15 protein-coding genes are annotated in these 16,157 nt (G+C 64.7%); 6 read left to right on the top strand and 9 right to left on the bottom strand.

The features are described from left to right. Positions 1–172: 172 nt before the first annotated feature. The 4 genes from LB526_RS17875 to LB526_RS17860 form a co-directional block, all read right to left on the bottom strand. Positions 173–1,123: a carbohydrate ABC transporter permease gene (locus tag LB526_RS17875; protein ID WP_224628909.1), complete on the bottom strand. Its 951-nt coding sequence runs from the start codon at positions 1,121–1,123 to the stop codon at positions 173–175. Further along, positions 1,120–2,067, bottom strand: coding sequence for a carbohydrate ABC transporter permease (locus tag LB526_RS17870; RefSeq protein WP_140846721.1), 948 nt, complete (start codon positions 2,065–2,067; stop codon positions 1,120–1,122). The genes LB526_RS17875 and LB526_RS17870 overlap by 4 nt, the downstream gene beginning before the upstream one ends. 106 nt (positions 2,068–2,173) lie before the next feature. Beyond that, entirely contained in the window at positions 2,174–3,505 is a 1,332-nt protein-coding gene (locus LB526_RS17865) for an ABC transporter substrate-binding protein (protein WP_095766128.1), read from the bottom strand. Between the two features lie 270 nt (positions 3,506–3,775). Beyond that, positions 3,776–4,441: a PIG-L deacetylase family protein gene (locus LB526_RS17860; protein WP_224628908.1), complete on the bottom strand. Its 666-nt coding sequence runs from the start codon at positions 4,439–4,441 to the stop codon at positions 3,776–3,778. Positions 4,442–4,464: 23 nt separating this feature from the next. On the opposite strand from LB526_RS17860, the gene LB526_RS17855 reads away from it, so the two are divergent. The 5 genes from LB526_RS17855 (at position 4,465) to nhaA (ending at position 11,777) form a co-directional block, all read left to right on the top strand. Beyond that, complete coding sequence (locus LB526_RS17855) at positions 4,465–5,355, top strand: DMT family transporter (RefSeq protein ID WP_095766126.1); 891 nt, start codon at positions 4,465–4,467, stop codon at positions 5,353–5,355. Positions 5,356–5,410: 55 nt separating this feature from the next. Then, the gene (gene hrpB, locus LB526_RS17850; RefSeq protein ID WP_224628907.1) at positions 5,411–7,873 is read left to right on the top strand and encodes an ATP-dependent helicase HrpB; all 2,463 of its coding nucleotides are present in this window, start codon (positions 5,411–5,413) and stop codon (positions 7,871–7,873) included. 101 nt (positions 7,874–7,974) lie between these two features. After that, on the top strand, positions 7,975–9,300 hold the full coding sequence (locus tag LB526_RS17845; RefSeq protein WP_224629070.1) for an ActS/PrrB/RegB family redox-sensitive histidine kinase: 1,326 nt from the start codon (positions 7,975–7,977) through the stop codon (positions 9,298–9,300). A 293-nt stretch (positions 9,301–9,593) separates the two neighbouring features. Next, the gene (locus LB526_RS17840; RefSeq protein ID WP_040993706.1) at positions 9,594–10,157 is read left to right on the top strand and encodes an ActR/PrrA/RegA family redox response regulator transcription factor; all 564 of its coding nucleotides are present in this window, start codon (positions 9,594–9,596) and stop codon (positions 10,155–10,157) included. 429 nt (positions 10,158–10,586) lie between these two features. Continuing rightward, positions 10,587–11,777: a Na+/H+ antiporter NhaA gene (gene nhaA / locus LB526_RS17835; protein ID WP_224628906.1), complete on the top strand. Its 1,191-nt coding sequence runs from the start codon at positions 10,587–10,589 to the stop codon at positions 11,775–11,777. Here the strand turns inward: nhaA and LB526_RS17830 are convergent. The 4 genes from LB526_RS17830 to LB526_RS17815 all read right to left on the bottom strand — a co-directional run bounded on the left by LB526_RS17830 (position 11,734) and on the right by LB526_RS17815 (position 15,017). Continuing rightward, positions 11,734–12,807 carry an RNA polymerase subunit sigma-70 gene (locus tag LB526_RS17830; protein WP_224628905.1) on the bottom strand — a complete coding sequence of 358 codons (1,074 nt, stop codon included), beginning with the start codon at positions 12,805–12,807 and terminating at the stop codon, positions 11,734–11,736. The two genes, nhaA and LB526_RS17830, sit on opposite strands and share 44 nt — an antisense overlap. 42 nt (positions 12,808–12,849) lie before the next feature. After that, on the bottom strand, positions 12,850–13,596 hold the full coding sequence (locus LB526_RS17825; RefSeq protein WP_224628904.1) for an SDR family NAD(P)-dependent oxidoreductase: 747 nt from the start codon (positions 13,594–13,596) through the stop codon (positions 12,850–12,852). Positions 13,597–13,776: 180 nt separating this feature from the next. Beyond that, complete coding sequence (locus LB526_RS17820) at positions 13,777–14,277, bottom strand: MmcB family DNA repair protein (protein ID WP_052458165.1); 501 nt, start codon at positions 14,275–14,277, stop codon at positions 13,777–13,779. A 494-nt stretch (positions 14,278–14,771) separates the two neighbouring features. Then, entirely contained in the window at positions 14,772–15,017 is a 246-nt protein-coding gene (locus tag LB526_RS17815; RefSeq protein ID WP_224628903.1) for a hypothetical protein, read from the bottom strand. Between the two features lie 125 nt (positions 15,018–15,142). On the opposite strand from LB526_RS17815, the gene LB526_RS17810 reads away from it, so the two are divergent. Next, positions 15,143–15,613 (top strand): nucleoside deaminase, encoded by a 471-nt coding sequence (locus tag LB526_RS17810; protein ID WP_140846505.1) that lies wholly within the window; start codon positions 15,143–15,145, stop codon positions 15,611–15,613. Positions 15,614–15,626: 13 nt separating this feature from the next. Here LB526_RS17810 and cueR read toward each other — a convergent pair whose 3' ends face one another. Further along, positions 15,627–16,016 carry a Cu(I)-responsive transcriptional regulator gene (gene cueR / locus LB526_RS17805; protein ID WP_140846512.1) on the bottom strand — a complete coding sequence of 130 codons (390 nt, stop codon included), beginning with the start codon at positions 16,014–16,016 and terminating at the stop codon, positions 15,627–15,629. Positions 16,017–16,157 lie beyond the last annotated feature (141 nt).

Raw genomic sequence — 16,157 nt, 5'->3', positions numbered from 1 at the left:
CAGGTGGTTCCCCCACTCCGTCGCTGCTTCGCAGCGCCACCTCTCCCCCCTCCGGAGGGAGAGGAAGGGAGCCTGGCTGAATGAAGTTCGCGCCCTTCCTCTACCCCGTCGATCGGGGGAGAGGTGTCGAGCGAAGCTCGACGGAGTGGGGGTCGACTTATTCCCACACTAGTCATTTGCGCACCGCGCCGAAGGTGATGCCGCGCAAGAGCTGCTTGCGGAGCAGGATGGTGAAGACGAGGATCGGCACCAGGAAGATGGTCGTACCGGCGGCAACCGCCGGCCAGTCCTGGCCGCCCTCGCCGATGATGGTCGGGATGAAGGGCGGCGCAGTCTGCGCCGTGCCGGAAGTGAGCAGCGCTGCGAACGCGTATTCGTTCCAGGCAAAGATCAGGCAGAAGATGGCGGTCGCGGCGATGCCGGTCGTTGCCTGCGGCAGCACGGTGCGCCAGAAGGCCTGCAGCCTGGTGTAGCCGTCGATCATCGCGGCCTCTTCATACTCGCGCGGGATCTCGTCGATGAAGCCCTTGAGCAGCCACACGGCCAAAGAGACGTTGACCGCGGTGTAGAGCAGGATCATGCCGAGTGCGGTGTCGGAGAGGCCGAGCTCGCGGTACATCAGGTAGATCGGGATCGCCACCGCGATCGGCGGCATGAAGCGCGTCGACAGGATGAAGAACAGAAGGTCGTCGGCCAAAGGCACCTTGAAGCGCGAGAAGCCATAGGCCGAGAGCGTGCCGAGGAACACCGCGCAGAAGGTCGAGCCGAAGGCGATGATCAGCGAGTTGACGAAGCGCGGCAGGAAGTTCGACGGGCCGGCAATGACCATGTTGCGCTTGCGCACGGTCTCGTCGCAGAAGCCGGTCGCCGGTCCGAGCGAATTGATATATTCCGGCGTCTGCCTTGTGCGGGTCGTGAAGAGGTTGCAATAGCCTTCGATGCTCGGCTGGAAGACGATCTTGGGCGGATAGGCGATCGAATCCGGCGGTGTCTTGAAGCTGGTGGCGAAGATCCACAGCAGCGGCACGATCGAGATCAGCGCATAGGCTATGATGATCGTGCCGGCGATCAGCTTCGCGTTCGACGAGGGTGCTACGACGGAATGGGCGGCGGTCAGGCTCATCTCTGCTTCACCTTGTTGAGCGCCTTGACGTAGATGTTGGCGAGGCCGAACACGGCCACGAACAGGATGATGGCGAAGGCCGAGGAATAACCGGTGCGCCAGCTCTCGAAGGCCTGCCGCTTCAGCGTGATCGAGGCGACCTCCGTGGTCGAGCCGGGTCCGCCGCCGGTGAGCAGGTTGACCATGTCGAACATCTTGAAGTTCTCGATGCCGCGAAACAGCACCGCCAGCATGATGAAGGGCAGGGCCATCGGCAGCGTGATCGACCAGAATTGCCGCCAGTTGGAGGCGCGGTCGACCTCGGCCGCCTCATAGATGTATTCGGGGATCGAGCGCAGGCCGGCGAGGCAGATCAGCATCACGTAAGGCGTCCACATCCAGGTGTCGACTATGATGATCGCCCACGGCGCCAGCTCGACATTGGACAGCATCTGCACATTCGTCGGCGGAATGCCGGTGACGAATGAGACGACATAGGAAAACAGCCCGATCTGCGGCTCGTAGAGGAAGCGCCAGAAATTGCCGACCACCGCCGGCGACAGCATCATCGGCACCAGGATGATGGTGGTCCAGAAGGCGTGGCCGCGGAATTTTCGGTCGATCAGCCAGGCCAGCGTGAAGCCGATCACCGTCTGCAGAAGGATCGTCCAGAACACGAAATGCGCCGTCGTCTGCATGGCGATCCAGATGTCCTGATCGCCGAGGATGCGCCGGTAATTGGCGAGCCCCAGATTCTTCACCACCTCGTTCGGCCGGTTGGCGCGGAAATTGGTGAAGGAGAGATAGATCGCCCAGAACAGCGGGAAGATGTTGATGGCCAACAGCAAAAGGATCGTCGGCGAGATGAACAGCCAGGCGAGGCCCTTGTCGCTGATGCCCCGGATCTTCTTGGCCAACGGCTCCGGTGTGGCCCGGGCAACGTTGTCCGCAGTCCGATCGAGCATGGTAAGTCCTGCTTCGGTCACGGGTAAGTCTCGACTGTGGAATTTATCTGAACTGCGTCCCGTGCCAAGGGCGGCACGGGACGCGTGGATCAAGCTCGGGAGGAGCTTACATCTTGCCGTCGTCCTGGAAGACCTGCGTCCAGTCCTTGACCAGCCCGTTGAGCGCGTCCTTGGGCGAGCCCTGGCCGGCCACGACATAGTCATGGAAGCGCTTCTGCGAGGCCTGCAGCAGCGGCGCGTAGCTGGGTTCCGCCCAGAAATCCTTCACGATTGCCATCGAGTCGAGGAAGGCCTGCGCATAGGGCTGGCTGGACGGGAATTTCGGGTCCTTGACCACCGAGTTCAGGCAGGAATAGCCGCCGAGCGACCACCACTTGGCCTGCACATCCTTGTTGGCGAACCATTTGATGTATTTCAGCGCCGATTCCTGCTTGTCGGAATAGGAGACCACCGAAATGCCCTGGCCGCCGAGCTGCGCGAACTGGTCGCCGTCGGGACCCTTCGGATTGACGAAGTAACCGATCTTGTCGCCGCCGACATTCTCGTCCTTCTGCAGGCCAGGCCAGGTGAAGGCGAAGTTCATGTGCATCGCCACCTGGCCGGATTTGAAGGCGTCGACACCTTCGCCCATGTAGCTGTTGGAAGCGCCGGGCGGCGTGCAGCAGTCATAGAGCGCCTTGTAGAATTCCAGCCCCTTCACCGATTTCTCGGAGTTGACGAAGCCCTCCATCTCGTAGGGCTTCTTCGGGTTCTCATATTGGAAGCCGTAGCTATAGAGCACGTCCATGGCGCCCATGGTGATGCCTTCCGAGCCGCGCTCGGTATAAATCGAGGCGCCATAGACGGTCTTGCCGTCGATCTGCCGCTTCTGGAAGAATTCGGCGATCTGCTTCAACTGGTCGAAGGTGGTCGGCGGGGCGAGGTCCCAGCCATACTTCTCCTTGAATTCCTTCTGCAATTCGGGCCGCGAGAACCAATCCTTGCGATAGGTCCAGCCGACGACGTCGCCCATGGCCGGCAGCGCCCAGTAGTTCGGCGTGTTCTTCGGCCATTCGGAATAGCCGACCACGGTCGCCGGCACGAAGTCGTCCATGCTGATCTTCTCCTTGTCGAAGAAGTCATTCAGCTTGACGTAGTGGCCGTTCTCGGCGGCGCCGCCGATCCACTGGCTGTCGCCGATGATCAAGTCGCAGAGCTTGCCGTGCGAGTTGAGCTCGTTGAGGAAGCGGTCGGCGTAATTGGTCCATGGCACGAATTCGAATTTCATGCCGATGCCAGTTTCCTTGGTGAAGTCCTTGGACAGTTCCACGAGCGCGTTGGCCGGATCCCAGGCCGCCCAGCACAGCGTCAGGTCTTCCGCATGCGCGACGTTCGAGACGGCTGTCGACGCAAAGATCGCCGAGGCCAGTCCCAACGCCAGTTTCAAGGTCGATTTCATGCCTTACCTCCCATTTGCGAAACGCGTCCGGATGACGGTTTCAAGAGCCCTCAACCCTCGCTCCTCCGAGGGGCCCAAACACGGCGGCGAAATGCGCCGCCCGATGTTTAGTAATTTGTTTAGTGATGCGCTTTTTACTAAACAACGCAAGCGAATTCGTTGCTGCGCCGCAGCATGGCGAAATGCGTCATTGAAATCATTGGGAAATGATCGCCGGACCTGGGTCCTGCTGACGTCAGTTGGCCGCGTTGGCGGGGCCCGGACCTGTCGTCACACCGGCCGGATCGGCGGCGCCGGCGGCAGGAGCGCGCGTATGTCGGCGAAGGGGAAGGTCGGCTCGAAGCGGAAAGCCTCGGCCAGCGCGCCGGGTGCGCCGTTGCACTGCCCGGCGCGAAACTCGTTCTGGAGGCGCGCCCTGTGCACATAGTGCTCCGGACCCTGCGACTGGTGCGCGAGGATCGCTTTCGCCTTGATGTCCCAATGATGCGAAATCTCGACGTAATGCGTCGGCGAAAAGCCTGTGCCGCCGAGCGTTTCGGCATGCAGCACTGGTACCGCGAAGGATGCGGCGAGCCGTACGCCGTCGGACAAGGCGCGGTGGTCGCCATGATAATCGGAGGGCCCATGGGTGATGGCGAGGTCGGGCTTCACCTCGCCGATCAGCGCTTTCAGCGCGGCAATCAACGCGGCATCGGCGACGAGCTCCCCGTCGGGAAAGTCGAGGAAGCGCGGCTCGACGCCGAGCAGGCCTGCCGCCGTGGTCGCTTCCTTGCGCCGCAAGCGGGCAAGCGCCTTGGGGTCGCCCGTGCCGCCCCTGGCGCCGTCCGTGGCTATGGCGAAAGTCAGTTCTGCGCCTTGCGCGGCATAGGCGGCCAGCGTACCGAACATGAATATCTCGATATCGTCGGGATGTGCCCCCAGCGCCAGTAGCTTCACGTCTCTCTCCCGGAAATGGAATCGTGCCGAACGGAATCCTGCTCGCTCTTCTCGCTTATGCAAACTATTCGTTCAGCGACGCCGTCATCAAGGGTCTGGGCGGGCAGTTCACCGTCTTCGAGATCGGCTTCTTCATGACCTTGTTTGCCGGCTGTTTCCTCTTCTTCACCCGGCCGAAGGAGGAGCGCTGGCGCGATTTCTGGCGCACCGGGCGGCCCTGGGCCGTGCAGGCACGCGCCTGGGCCGGCATCGCGTCGGGCGTGCTCAGCGTCTATGCCTTCACCACCATTCCGCTGGCGGAGGTTTATGCGCTGCTCTTCCTGGCCCCGTTGCTCGTCACCGTGCTTTCGACCGTCATCCTGAAGGAGGAGGTCGGCCCCTGGCGGTGGCTTGCCGTGGTCGCGGGCTTCGCCGGTGTCATGCTGGTGGTGCGGCCGGGCTTCCGCGAATTGCATCTTGGCCATCTCGCCGCCTTCGCCAATGCCTTCGTCGCGGCGACCATCGTCATCCTGATGCGGTCGCTTGCCCAGCAGGAAAAGCGCACGACCATGTTGGGCTCGCTGATCGGCTATGGCCTGCTCTTCAACGGGGTCGGCGCGGTCGCGACGTCATTTACGCTCCCCAATCTGTGGCAATTGGGATGGCTGGTCCTGGGCGGCCTGTTCACCGCCGGCGGCCAATTGCTGCATCTCCTGGCGGCCAAATATGCGCCCGCAAACCGCATCGCACCGACGCATTATTCGCAGATCGTCTGGGCGGTCATCCTCGGGGCGATGTTCTTCAGGGAATATCCCGACGCGATGACGCTGGTCGGCCTTGCAGTCGTCGGCGCCTCAGGCCTCCTCACCATGGTACGCGAGGAAGTGCGGCTTGGCACAGTGCGCTGGAACCCGTTTACGCGTGCCCGGCTTTGACCTGCATGGCTCCGACACGTTGCACGGCGACCGCGACCGCTGATATGCGGGCAAAATGACGACGAAACCGTTGCCGGAGCTTCCGGTCACAGCCGTGCTGCCGGCGCTCGGCGAAGCGCTCGCGCGGTGCAGCAGCGCCGTGCTGGTGGCGCCGCCCGGCGCCGGCAAGACGACGCTGGTACCGCTGGCGCTGCTCGATGCGCCTTGGCTCGGTGAGGGCCGGATCGTGCTGCTCGAGCCGCGGCGGCTCGCCGCCCGCGCCGCGGCCCGCCGCATGGCCGAATTGCTGGGCGAGGAGCCCGGCGGCACGGTGGGCTACGCCATGCGCATGGAGAACCGCGCCTCGGCGCGGACAAGGATCCTGGTCGTCACCGAAGGCGTGCTCTCGCGCATGATTCTCGACGATCCGGAGCTGCCCGGCGTCTCGGCGGTGATCTTCGACGAATTCCACGAACGTTCGCTCGACGGCGATTTCGGCCTGGCGCTGGCGCTCGACGTGCAGGGCGCGCTGCGGCCGGACCTGCGTCTGCTGGTCATGTCGGCGACGCTCGACGGCGCGCGCGTGGCGAAGCTTTTGTCGGCAGCGCCGGTGATCGAAAGCGAGGGCCGCGCCTATCCGGTCGAGATCCGCTACGACGAGCGGCCGGCAGGCACGGCGATTGAGGACGCCATGGCCAGGGCCGTGCGCGCGGCTTTGGCCGGCGAGTCGGGCAGCGTGCTTGCCTTCCTGCCCGGACAGCGCGAGATCGAGCGCACCGCCGAGCGGCTCGCGGGCAACGTCGCGGCCGACACCGACATCGTTCCGCTCTATGGCCAGCTCGACAATAGGGCGCAGGACGCGGCGATCAGGCCGGCGCCGGCCGGCCGCCGCAAGGTGGTGCTGGCCACCTCGATCGCCGAGACCTCGATTACCATCGACGGGGTGCGCGTCGTCATCGATTCCGGCCTGTCGCGGCTGCCGCGCTATGAGCCGGCGAGCGGCCTGACCAGGCTTGAGACGGTGCGTGTCAGCAAGGCTTCGGCCGACCAGCGCGCCGGCCGCGCCGGCCGCACTCAAGCCGGCGTGGCGGTGCGCCTGTGGCGCGCCGAGCAGACCGCGTCGCTTCCCGCCTTCACGCCGCCCGAAATCCTCGAGGCTGACCTGTCTGGACTGCTGCTGGACTGCGCCGCCTTCGGTGTCGCCGATCCGTCGAGCCTGTCCTTCCTCGATCCGCCGCCGGCCCCGGCGCTCAGCGAGGCGAGAGTGCTGCTCAAGGCCCTTCACGCCATCGACGATGCCGGCAGATTGACCGAGGCGGGCGCCGCCATGCGCAAGCTGGCGCTGCCGGTGCGGCTGGCGCATATGGTGGCCGAAGCGACGAAGACAGGCCATGCGCGGGAAGCGGCCGTGCTGGCCGTGCTTTTGACCGAGCGAGGGCTGGGCGGCGACAGCGCCGATCTGGAGCGGCGTCTGCTCCGGTTTCGTGGCGAGAAATCTCCTCGCGCCAATGCCGCGCGGCAATTGGCGGAGCGTCTGGCCGGGCAGGCTGGCGGAGACAGAAGCGACGCGTCGGCCGGCGCCGGCTCGCTCCTCATCCACGCGTGGCCGGATCGCGTGGCAAGGGCGCGCGGCGAGCGCGGCCGCTTCGTGCTCGCCAATGGTTCGGGCGCCATGGTCGATGCCGCCGATCCGCTCGCCAATGAAACCTGGCTTGTGGTCGCCGACCTGCAGGGCAAGGCGCAGAACGCCCGCATCACCGCCGCCGCGCCGGTTGGCGAATCCGATATCCGCGCCGCCCTGGCCGACCGCATCGAGACAAAGCGTGAGACGAGTTTCGACCGCGAGCGCCGCGCCGTGCGCGTGCGCGAGACCGCGCGTCTCGGCGCCATCACGCTTTCCGAACGCATGCTGCCGGCGCCATCAGGCGCCGATGCAGACCGCGCCATTCTCGACGCCTTGAGAGAGCACGGCCTGTCGCTGCTCGACTGGGGCAAGGAAGCGGAGGCGCTGCGCCAGCGGCTCGGCTGGCTCAATCGCGGCCTGGGGGCGCCTTGGCCCGACGTTTCCGACGAAGCGCTTATCGAGGGCCTCGACGATTGGCTCCTGCCGTTTCTGTCCGGCGATGCCTCTTTCGCAGCCATTAAACCGGCGACTTTGTCGTCGGCGCTGATGGCGCTGGTCCCGCACGACCTGCAGCGCAAGGTCGACGCGCTGGCGCCGACCCATTTCGACGCGCCGTCCGGCAGCCACGTGCCGATCCGCTATGACGGCGAGTGGCCGGTGCTTTCGATCCGCGTGCAGGAACTGTTCGGCCTCGATCGTCATCCGGCGATCGCAAACGGAACCGTTCCGCTGACCCTCGAATTGCTTTCGCCGGCGCACCGGCCGATCCAGACGACGCGCGATCTCCCCGGCTTCTGGCGTGGCTCCTGGGCGGATGTGCGCGCCGACATGCGCGGCCGCTATCCAAAACATGTCTGGCCGGAAAACCCGCTGCTGGCCGCCGCCACCAGCCGCGCCAAACCGCGCGGAACGTAATGCATGTCGCCCAAAAGTGCGCAGCGGTTTTGGGACAACGACATGCATCAGGCAAAGACGATGCTCTATCGTTTCCGCTCCTGCGGCTGTAATCCTTGGCAATGACCAACATCCTGCGCGCGCCCGATTCCCAGCAAAGCCAGCGGCTGCGGCTCAACACGCTGATCCGTCTGCGCTGGCTGGCGATTGTCGGGCAGAGCCTGACCGTGCTGGTCGTCGCCTATGGCCTGAAATTCCCGCTTCCGGTGTCGATGTGCTTTGCGCTGATCGCCTGCTCGGCCTGGATGAATCTGTGGCTCACCTTCCGCTATCCGGCGGCGCATCGGCTCACCCCGCTTTCGGCCTTCGTGATCCTCACCTTCGACGGCGTCCAGCTCACCGGCCTGCTCTACATGACGGGCGGCCTGACCAATCCGTTTTGCGTGCTGCTGTCGGTGCCGGTCGTCATCTCGGCCGCTTCGCTGCCGCTGCGGTTCACGGCCATCCTTGGCGCGTTGGTCATACTGGCGGCCACGCTTCTGGTGTTCCTCCATTTGCCGCTGCCCTGGTATGAGGGCTCGCCGCTGCCGATGCCCTTCATCTATGTCGCCGGCATGTGGATGGCTGTGTTTGCCTCGATCGCCTTCACCGCCATCTATGCCTTCCGCGTCGCTGCGGAAGCGCGCCTGCTCGCCAATGCGCTGGCCGCCACCGAACTGGTGCTGCAGCGCGAGCAGCACCTTTCGGCGCTGGACGGGCTGGCGGCGGCGGCCGCGCACGAGCTGGGCACGCCCTTGGCCACCATCACCGTCGTCGCCAAGGAGATGGAAAAGGCGCTCGGCAAGGATCCGAAATATGGCGAGGACGTGAAGCTCTTGCGCTCACAAAGCGAGCGTTGCCGCGAGATACTGAAGCGGCTGACCAGCCTTTCCTCGGAAGGCGAAGCGCATCTGTCGCGCATGCCGCTCACCTCGCTGGTCGAGGAGGTGACGGCGCCGCATCGCGATTTCGGCATCTCGATCCGGCTGCGGCCCGGCGAGCGCATCGGTCCCGAGCCGGTCGGCCAGCGCAATCCCGGCGTCATCTACGGGCTCGGCAATCTGGTCGAGAATGCCGTCGATTTCGCCCGCAACGCCGTCACCGTCAGCTGGAGCTGGGACGATGAGAAGGTCATCTTCTCCATCACCGACGACGGGCCGGGATTCCCCGCCGAGATCATCGACCGCATCGGCGAGCCCTATATGTCGACGCGCCAGGGCACTGAGGCCGGCGGCGGCCTGGGGCTCGGGCTGTTCATCGCCAAGACCTTGCTGGAGCGTTCCGGCGCCACCATCGATTTCCGCAATTCGAGCGGGCTCGGCGAAGGCGCGGTGGTGCAGATCTCCTGGCCGCGCGGCCTCTTCCTCAACCAGGAACAGGCCTCGGCCACCATGTTCGACAATGCCTAGCGCAATTCCAGAAAAAGTGCGCAGCGGTTGGCCTCGGCAACTTCGCCGCAGCTTTCCGTCCGGAATTGCGAAACGGTGAGAAAGCCTTGCAATTACCGCATGGCAGCTCTGTTGCCGGCTCTAAAAATTGGACATTGCCTTTGCAGGACTGTATCTGCGTAAAAGTGAGGCATGTCGCCTAAAACTGTGCAGCGGCTTGGGGAAGACGATATGCCCGGAAACAGGGATCGGACGGGCCTTCGCCAGGGTAGGTTTCGGCGCGGCGCGCCTCAGGTCAGTGGGATGCCGATAAGATGAGCGGAGACGAAACGACTGGCGCTATGGTCGAGGGCGAGGACACCTCGCTGCTCATCGTCGAGGACGACAAGCCGTTCCTCACCCGGCTTGCCCGCGCCATGGAGACACGGGGGTTCGTGGTCGAGACGGCGGAGAGCGTGGAAGAGGCGGTCGCCAAGGCGCGCGCCCATCCGCCGGCCTATGCGGTTGTCGACATGCGGCTCGGCGACGGCAACGGCCTCGATGTCGTCGCTGCCATCCGCGAGAAGCGCGACGACGCCCGCGCCATCATCCTGACCGGCTACGGCAACATCGCCACCGCGGTGACCGCCGTGAAGCTCGGCGCCGTCGACTATCTTTCCAAGCCCGCAGATGCCGACGACGTCTTCGCCGCGCTCACCCGCACCTCCGGCGAGCGCGCCGCGCCCCCGGAAAACCCGATGTCGGCCGACCGCGTGCGCTGGGAGCACATCCAGCGCGTCTACGAAATGTGCGACCGCAACGTCTCCGAGACGGCGCGCCGGTTGAACATGCATCGCCGGACCTTGCAGCGGATACTGGCGAAGCGCGCGCCGCGTTAAACGAGTGTCGTCATCCTAGAGCAATTCCAGGAAAAGTGTGAGCGGTTTTCCGTCCGGAATTGCGTAAAAAACAAAGAGATAGGGCGTTTCGCCGTTTCCGTGAAACGGTGAAACGCACTAGGGCGAAGCAGGAGCGAAGCTCCGTCGCGAAGACCCTAGGATCCATTCCGTGATCCCGGCCGCAGAACGCAGCGGAGCGGAATTCTGCACCGTTGGCACCGCTCCGATGTAACGGAATGGATCCTCGGGTCTGCGCCGCGTCGCTTCGCTCCTTGCTTCGCCCGTGGATGACGAAGAGACGGGCGTTTCGGCCAACTTCCGAAGCAGGCGATCTGTCAATGTGAACTCGAACGCTTGCTTCGCCAGCCGGGCTGCGCATCATACCTTATAGGTTCCGGCCGTCAGGTCGGGGTGACGGGCGGAGGGACCATGCAAGATAAGCGGCCGAAATCGATCCTGCGTGAATTCCTCGACGGCGAGGCCGCCGGCGGCATCATCCTGATGGTGGCCGCAGCCCTTGCGCTGATCGTCGCCAACTCGCCTTTGGCCGAAACTTATTTCGCCGTCCTGCACGCCTATCTCGGGCCGCTCAGCGTATCGCATTGGATCAATGACGGGCTGATGGCGGTGTTCTTTCTGCTGGTTGGGCTCGAGATCAAGCGCGAGATGCTGGACGGACAGCTCTCGACCTGGCCGCGCCGCGTGCTGCCGGGCATCGCCGCCGCCGGCGGCATGGCGGTGCCGGCGCTGGTCTATGTCTTGATCAACCGCGACAATGCGGCAGCGCTCTCCGGCTGGGCGATCCCTACCGCCACCGACATCGCCTTCGCGCTCGGCGTGCTTTCGCTGCTCGGCAGCCGCGTGCCCGCGTCGCTGAAGGTCTTCCTCACCGCTCTGGCCATCATCGACGATCTCGGCGCCGTCATCATCATCGCGCTGTTCTACACCAGCGGCCTGTCGCTCGCTTATCTGGCCGCCGCCTTCGTCGTCATCGCACTGCTCGTCGTGCTCAACCGCATGCATGCCATGAAGCTCTGGCCGTATCTCTTGCTTGGCGCATTGCTGTGGGTGCTGGTGCTCAAGTCGGGCGTGCATGCGACGCTCGCCGGTGTGGCGCTGGCGCTCACCATCCCGTTGGAGCGGTCTCCCGGCATCAGCCGCGATCTCGAGCATTCGCCGCTGCACCGGCTGGAACACGGCTTGCACAGGCTGGTGCCCTTCCTCGTCATCCCGATCTTCGGCTTCGCCAATGCCGGCGTCTCGCTCGGCGGCCTGAGCCTTGCAGCCCTTGTCGAGCCGCTGACGCTGGGCGTCGCCGCCGGCCTTGTGCTCGGCAAGCTGGTCGGCGTCTTCGGCTCGTCGGCGCTCGCGATCCGGTTTGGCCTCGCCGACCTGCCGGCCAATGCCGGCTGGCTGCACATGCTGGGCATTTCGCTGCTTTGCGGCATCGGCTTCACCATGAGCCTGTTTATCGGCCTGCTTGCCTTCGCCGGCGACCCGGCGCTGCAGGACGCGGTGAAGGTCGGCATCCTCGCCGGCTCGCTGATTGCCGCCCTCTTGGGCGCCGCCATCCTGCTCATGGCGCCGGCGGGCGGCGGAGCGGAAGAAGATCTGAACTAGCCCGAGGTTCCGGCGGCAGGCCGAAGGCTGAAAACAAAGCGGGGCCGAGCGGCGGGACATAGATCGTCAGCGAGGCGATCTTGTCGCCGGCGGCTTCGAGGACATGCAGCGAATGCGGCTGCCACACGGAATCCTGGCGGCCGAGCGCGTAGACGCCCACGGCCGGTTGGGTGTTGGCGCCGATGGCCACCGCGCGATAGCCGGCAAAATTGCCCCAGACGCTGCCCAGGAAAGCGCCGATCGCCGGGCGTCCATGATACCATTCCCGCCATGGCGGCATGTGGTAGATGGCGTCCTCGCGCAGCAGCTCGACGAGTCCGTCGAGATTGTCGGCCTGCCAAGCCTGCATGTAGCGTTCGAGCAGCACGCCTTCGTTCGCGTTGGGCCGCGACCGCTGCGGCGGGCGCCCCTGCGGGTAGCGTTCGCCCAGCGTCGCGCGGGCCCGCTGCAAGGCGCTGTTGATCGAAGCGATCGACCCGCCCAGCAATTGCGCGGTCTCGATGGCGGACCATCCGAGCACATCGCAAAGCAGCAAGGTCGCGCGCTGCCTCGGCGGCAACAGCTGGATTGCCGCCACGAAAGCGAGCCGCACCGCCTCGCGGGTCTCATAGCGCGCTTCCGGACCGGGTCTGTCGTCGGCGACGTCGGGCAGTTCCGCGTCCGGATATGGCTCCAGCCAGGCGAGTTCGGCGGTCGGGCCGCCGGTCGCACCTCCTTCGGCGGGCGGCCGTCCGGGCTGCTCGAGAATGCGCCGCGCCGACGAGCGTGCCTTGATGGCGTTGAGGCAGCTGTTGGTGGCGATCGCGTAGAGCCAGCCGCGCGCCGAGCCGCGTCCGTCGAATTGCGCCCGCGCGCGCCACGCCTTTAGGAACGTCTCCTGGACGAGATCGTCCGCCTCGTTGAGCGAGCCCATCATCCGATAGCAATGGAGCTTCAGCGCGCGGCGATGGGCGACGGTCAGGCGCTCGAAGGCCAGCCGGTCGAGGGCCGGCTGGCCTGGCCGCTCGATAGGGCCGGAAGCGTCAGTCATGGGAAGCCCGGGGAACTGAATTCGGCCGCCATCCTGCGCGCCTCATGCCGCTGCCGCAAGGCCGCTGCCGCTTACGGTGAAGGAGCTGCCCTGCGGCTTGCCCGTCGCGAGCTGGATCACTGCCTGTCCGACATCGGCCGGCGTCTGCATGTCGCTCATGCTGGCCAGGAAGTCGGCCGGGCGGATGCCCATATAGGCCGCGATGCTTTCAATGCCGCGATCGCCGACCCCGGTGCCCGGCATGATGCGGGCCGGCGAAAGCGCCATGAAACGCAGGCCGAGGCCGAGCCGGTCCGATTCCTTTTGACAATGCCCGGCCAAGAATATCTGCATACGCTTGGCGCCGGCATAGCCGCCGGAATTCGGCGGGCCGCCGCTGATGGCGGCGCCGCTGGCGATCAGCAGCACACGGGCTCCGGGCTTGAGCCGACCCTTGAGCGCTTCCCGGCAAAACAGGAACGATGCCTTGACGTCCATCTCCCAGTTTGCCGAGAAGGCCTCCCAGCTCTGCTCCTGGATCGGCGCCGAAGGGGCGAGCGCGCCCGCGCAGACCACCAGAACGTCGGGTGCCAGCGCATCGAAAACCGCTTGCGGCGCGCCTTCCGCCGTCGCGTCCGTGCTAAGCGTTCTCAAGCCCGGGCGTTCCCAAGCGAGCTGCTTCAGGTCGGCGGCGCCGCGGGCGACGGCAAGCACGGTCGCTCCCGCGGCAAGCGCTGCTTCCACTATTGAGCGGCCCACACCCCGGCTGCCTCCGACGACGACGACATTCTGATTTTGCAACGGTTTCATTTGATCACCTTTTTTCCAGGCCGCCGGCCATCCGGACGCGCCTATAGGTGAAGACAATCGGGTTCAGCGGAAATCATCGGTGCGGGAAGAAATTTCTCGCTGGCCTGGCGCAGGGTTGGCCTGAGCTCGACCTGAGGTCGGAAGCCAGCGGTACGCACCAGCATCCAAACACCGCGACGACTACTCGCTCTCGCCATCCAGCGCCGGCACGGCGACGCCGGCAAGCTCGGCCGCCAAGAGCCGCGCGGCGCCTGCGCGGGCAATCCGCAACATCAGCGCCTTGCGTGTCGCTGCCGCCATGCGGTGCTCGGGCGCATCGCGCAGGATCTCCGCGCCATAGCCGTCGGAGAGGATGAAGCCGCATTCCTCGGGAAAGATGTCAGCCGGAACGCCGGGATGGGTGGCGAAGAAGAAGCGGTCGGAATGAAGCCGGTAGTCCGGCCATTTGCGGTCGACCCTGAAATCCTCGATCGAGGATTTGATCTCGATGATCCAGATGTCGCCCTGCCTGGTCAGCGCGACGAGATCGGCGCGGCGCCCTGTGGCCAAAGACAGCTCCGGCAGCACATGCGCGCCCATTTCGGTGAGCAGCCGCTGCACACCGCGCCGCACCAGCATGGCGCGCTCCGACTGGCGGCCGTCGATCAACGGGTTAAGGGGAATCGGGGACACAATGGGCATGGGAGGCACCATGCCAGATTTTGTTCACGGTTTGAACCCCTGTCAGGCGGCGGTGCTGTTGAAGTCGATTGTCGAGATCACATCCGCTGGAACGGAACGGGCCGGTGAAGCACTAATTCCTATCGAAGCATAGCTCGCATAGGCCGCCACCACCTTCGTGCCACGGGTATGGATTACCACAATGGATGCATATGCGACTGTTTTGGAAAGGGCGATTTCGATCCGGTTCGATACCGCGATTCACACGCGCCCTGCGCTCTAGTTCTTGTTTGATTTCTTTGGCTGTAAAAGTTTCTTTTTGCTTCTTGGTCACGGTGTTCTCCCCGTTTTGACGAAGGGAGAGTATCACAAATTCAGGTTTCGGCTAGGCCGGGTCTGTCAAATATATAGTCGCCTGTCAGGCGGCGATTATCTGGTTGATCCTTCGGTGGTCGGAGTCCTAAGGCGCAAAAGGCAGCGGTTATATGGCATGTCTACGGCGATGCCTGCTATTGCTAATCCCTCGCTCGAAATTCATCTGCCAGAAGCCTGGCCAAGTGGTCGCGGCTCAGGCTCAATGCCTCTTTCAGGAACCACAGGAAGTTGCTCGGGCCATCGGTCGGCAGGCCGTTCTCTTCCGCTTGGGTGATGACCGCGCGCTGGCGCTCGATCCGCTGTTCGATCTCGCGGATATGCTGCTCGACCCGTTCGATGTCCTCGTGGATGGCCATCCCGGCAATCTCATTGTAGGTGATCGTCAAAATAGCATCAAACCAGGAACGGGTGGAGCGCAAAGCCAAGTAGATGCTTGAGCCGTGGTTCAGAGAAGATTAGCCTTGCTGGTCATGCCTCATGGCAGCAATCTCGCCATGAAAGGAATTTTCCCATGACCCGCGACCAGATGCTCGCCCACCTCCGGTCCGCCGATGCCGTCGCGCGCGAGGCGGCGGCGCATGGGCATCATCCGTTCGGCTGCGTGCTGGTCGGGCCGGACGATCGCATTTTGATGCGGCAGGGCAATCTCGACACGGTGCGCCATGCCGAGACCGAGTTGGCCCGCCGCGCCGCAGCGGCCTATGAGCCGGAGTTCCTGTGGCAATGCACGCTGGTCTCGACCTTCGAACCATGTGCGATGTGCGCCGGCACGATGTACTGGGCGAATATCGGGCGCCTGGTCTATGGGGTCGAGGAAACCAGCCTCCTGGCGCTCACCGGGGATCATGCGGAAAATCCGACGATGAACCTCGCCTCGCGCGCCGTCTTCGCCTCCGGCCAGAAGAAGATCGAGGTGTTCGGCCCCTTTCCCGAAATCGCGGACGAGATGCTCGCCCCGCACCGCGATTTCTGGAAGCGCTGACAGGCCTCGGACCTTAGGCCGCGCCCGCCATGTCGTCGAGGATTGGGCAGTCCGGCCGGTCGTCGCCATGGCAGGCGTGGATCAGTGTCTGCAGCGTCAAGCGCATCGACTGCAATTCGCGTACCTTCTCCTCGATCGCCCTGACATGGGCGGCGGCGATCTCGCGCACGTCATGGCTGGCGCGGCCGCGGTCCTGATAGAGCGCCATCAGCTGCCTGCAATCGTCGATTGAGAAGCCGAGATTGCGCGCACGGCGCAGGAAGGCGAGCCGGTGGATATCGTCGCGGGAGTAATCGCGATAGCCGTTCCCGGCTCGCGCCGGGCGGATCAGTCCGATTTCCTCATAGTAGCGAATGGTCTTGGCCGGCAGGCCGGAACGCTCCGCGGCATCACCGACATTCATGGCGCTCTCCTCGCATCGCAGGCGGCTTCCCAAGTCGCCCCATTGATTTTGCTTCATAATCCTGTAAGGCCTGTTGCGAAAATGCCGCAGTCGGGCACTTACCGGCGCGTAAGGCCTTGCATATAGGCAGTGCGCGCTTGG

This window comes from Mesorhizobium sp. CA6 (assembly GCF_020165035.1).
In the GTDB taxonomy this organism is placed as follows: domain Bacteria; phylum Pseudomonadota; class Alphaproteobacteria; order Rhizobiales; family Rhizobiaceae; genus Mesorhizobium.
The sequence above is the reverse complement of the archived record's forward strand: the minus strand, read 5'-3'. Positions and strand labels throughout refer to the sequence as shown.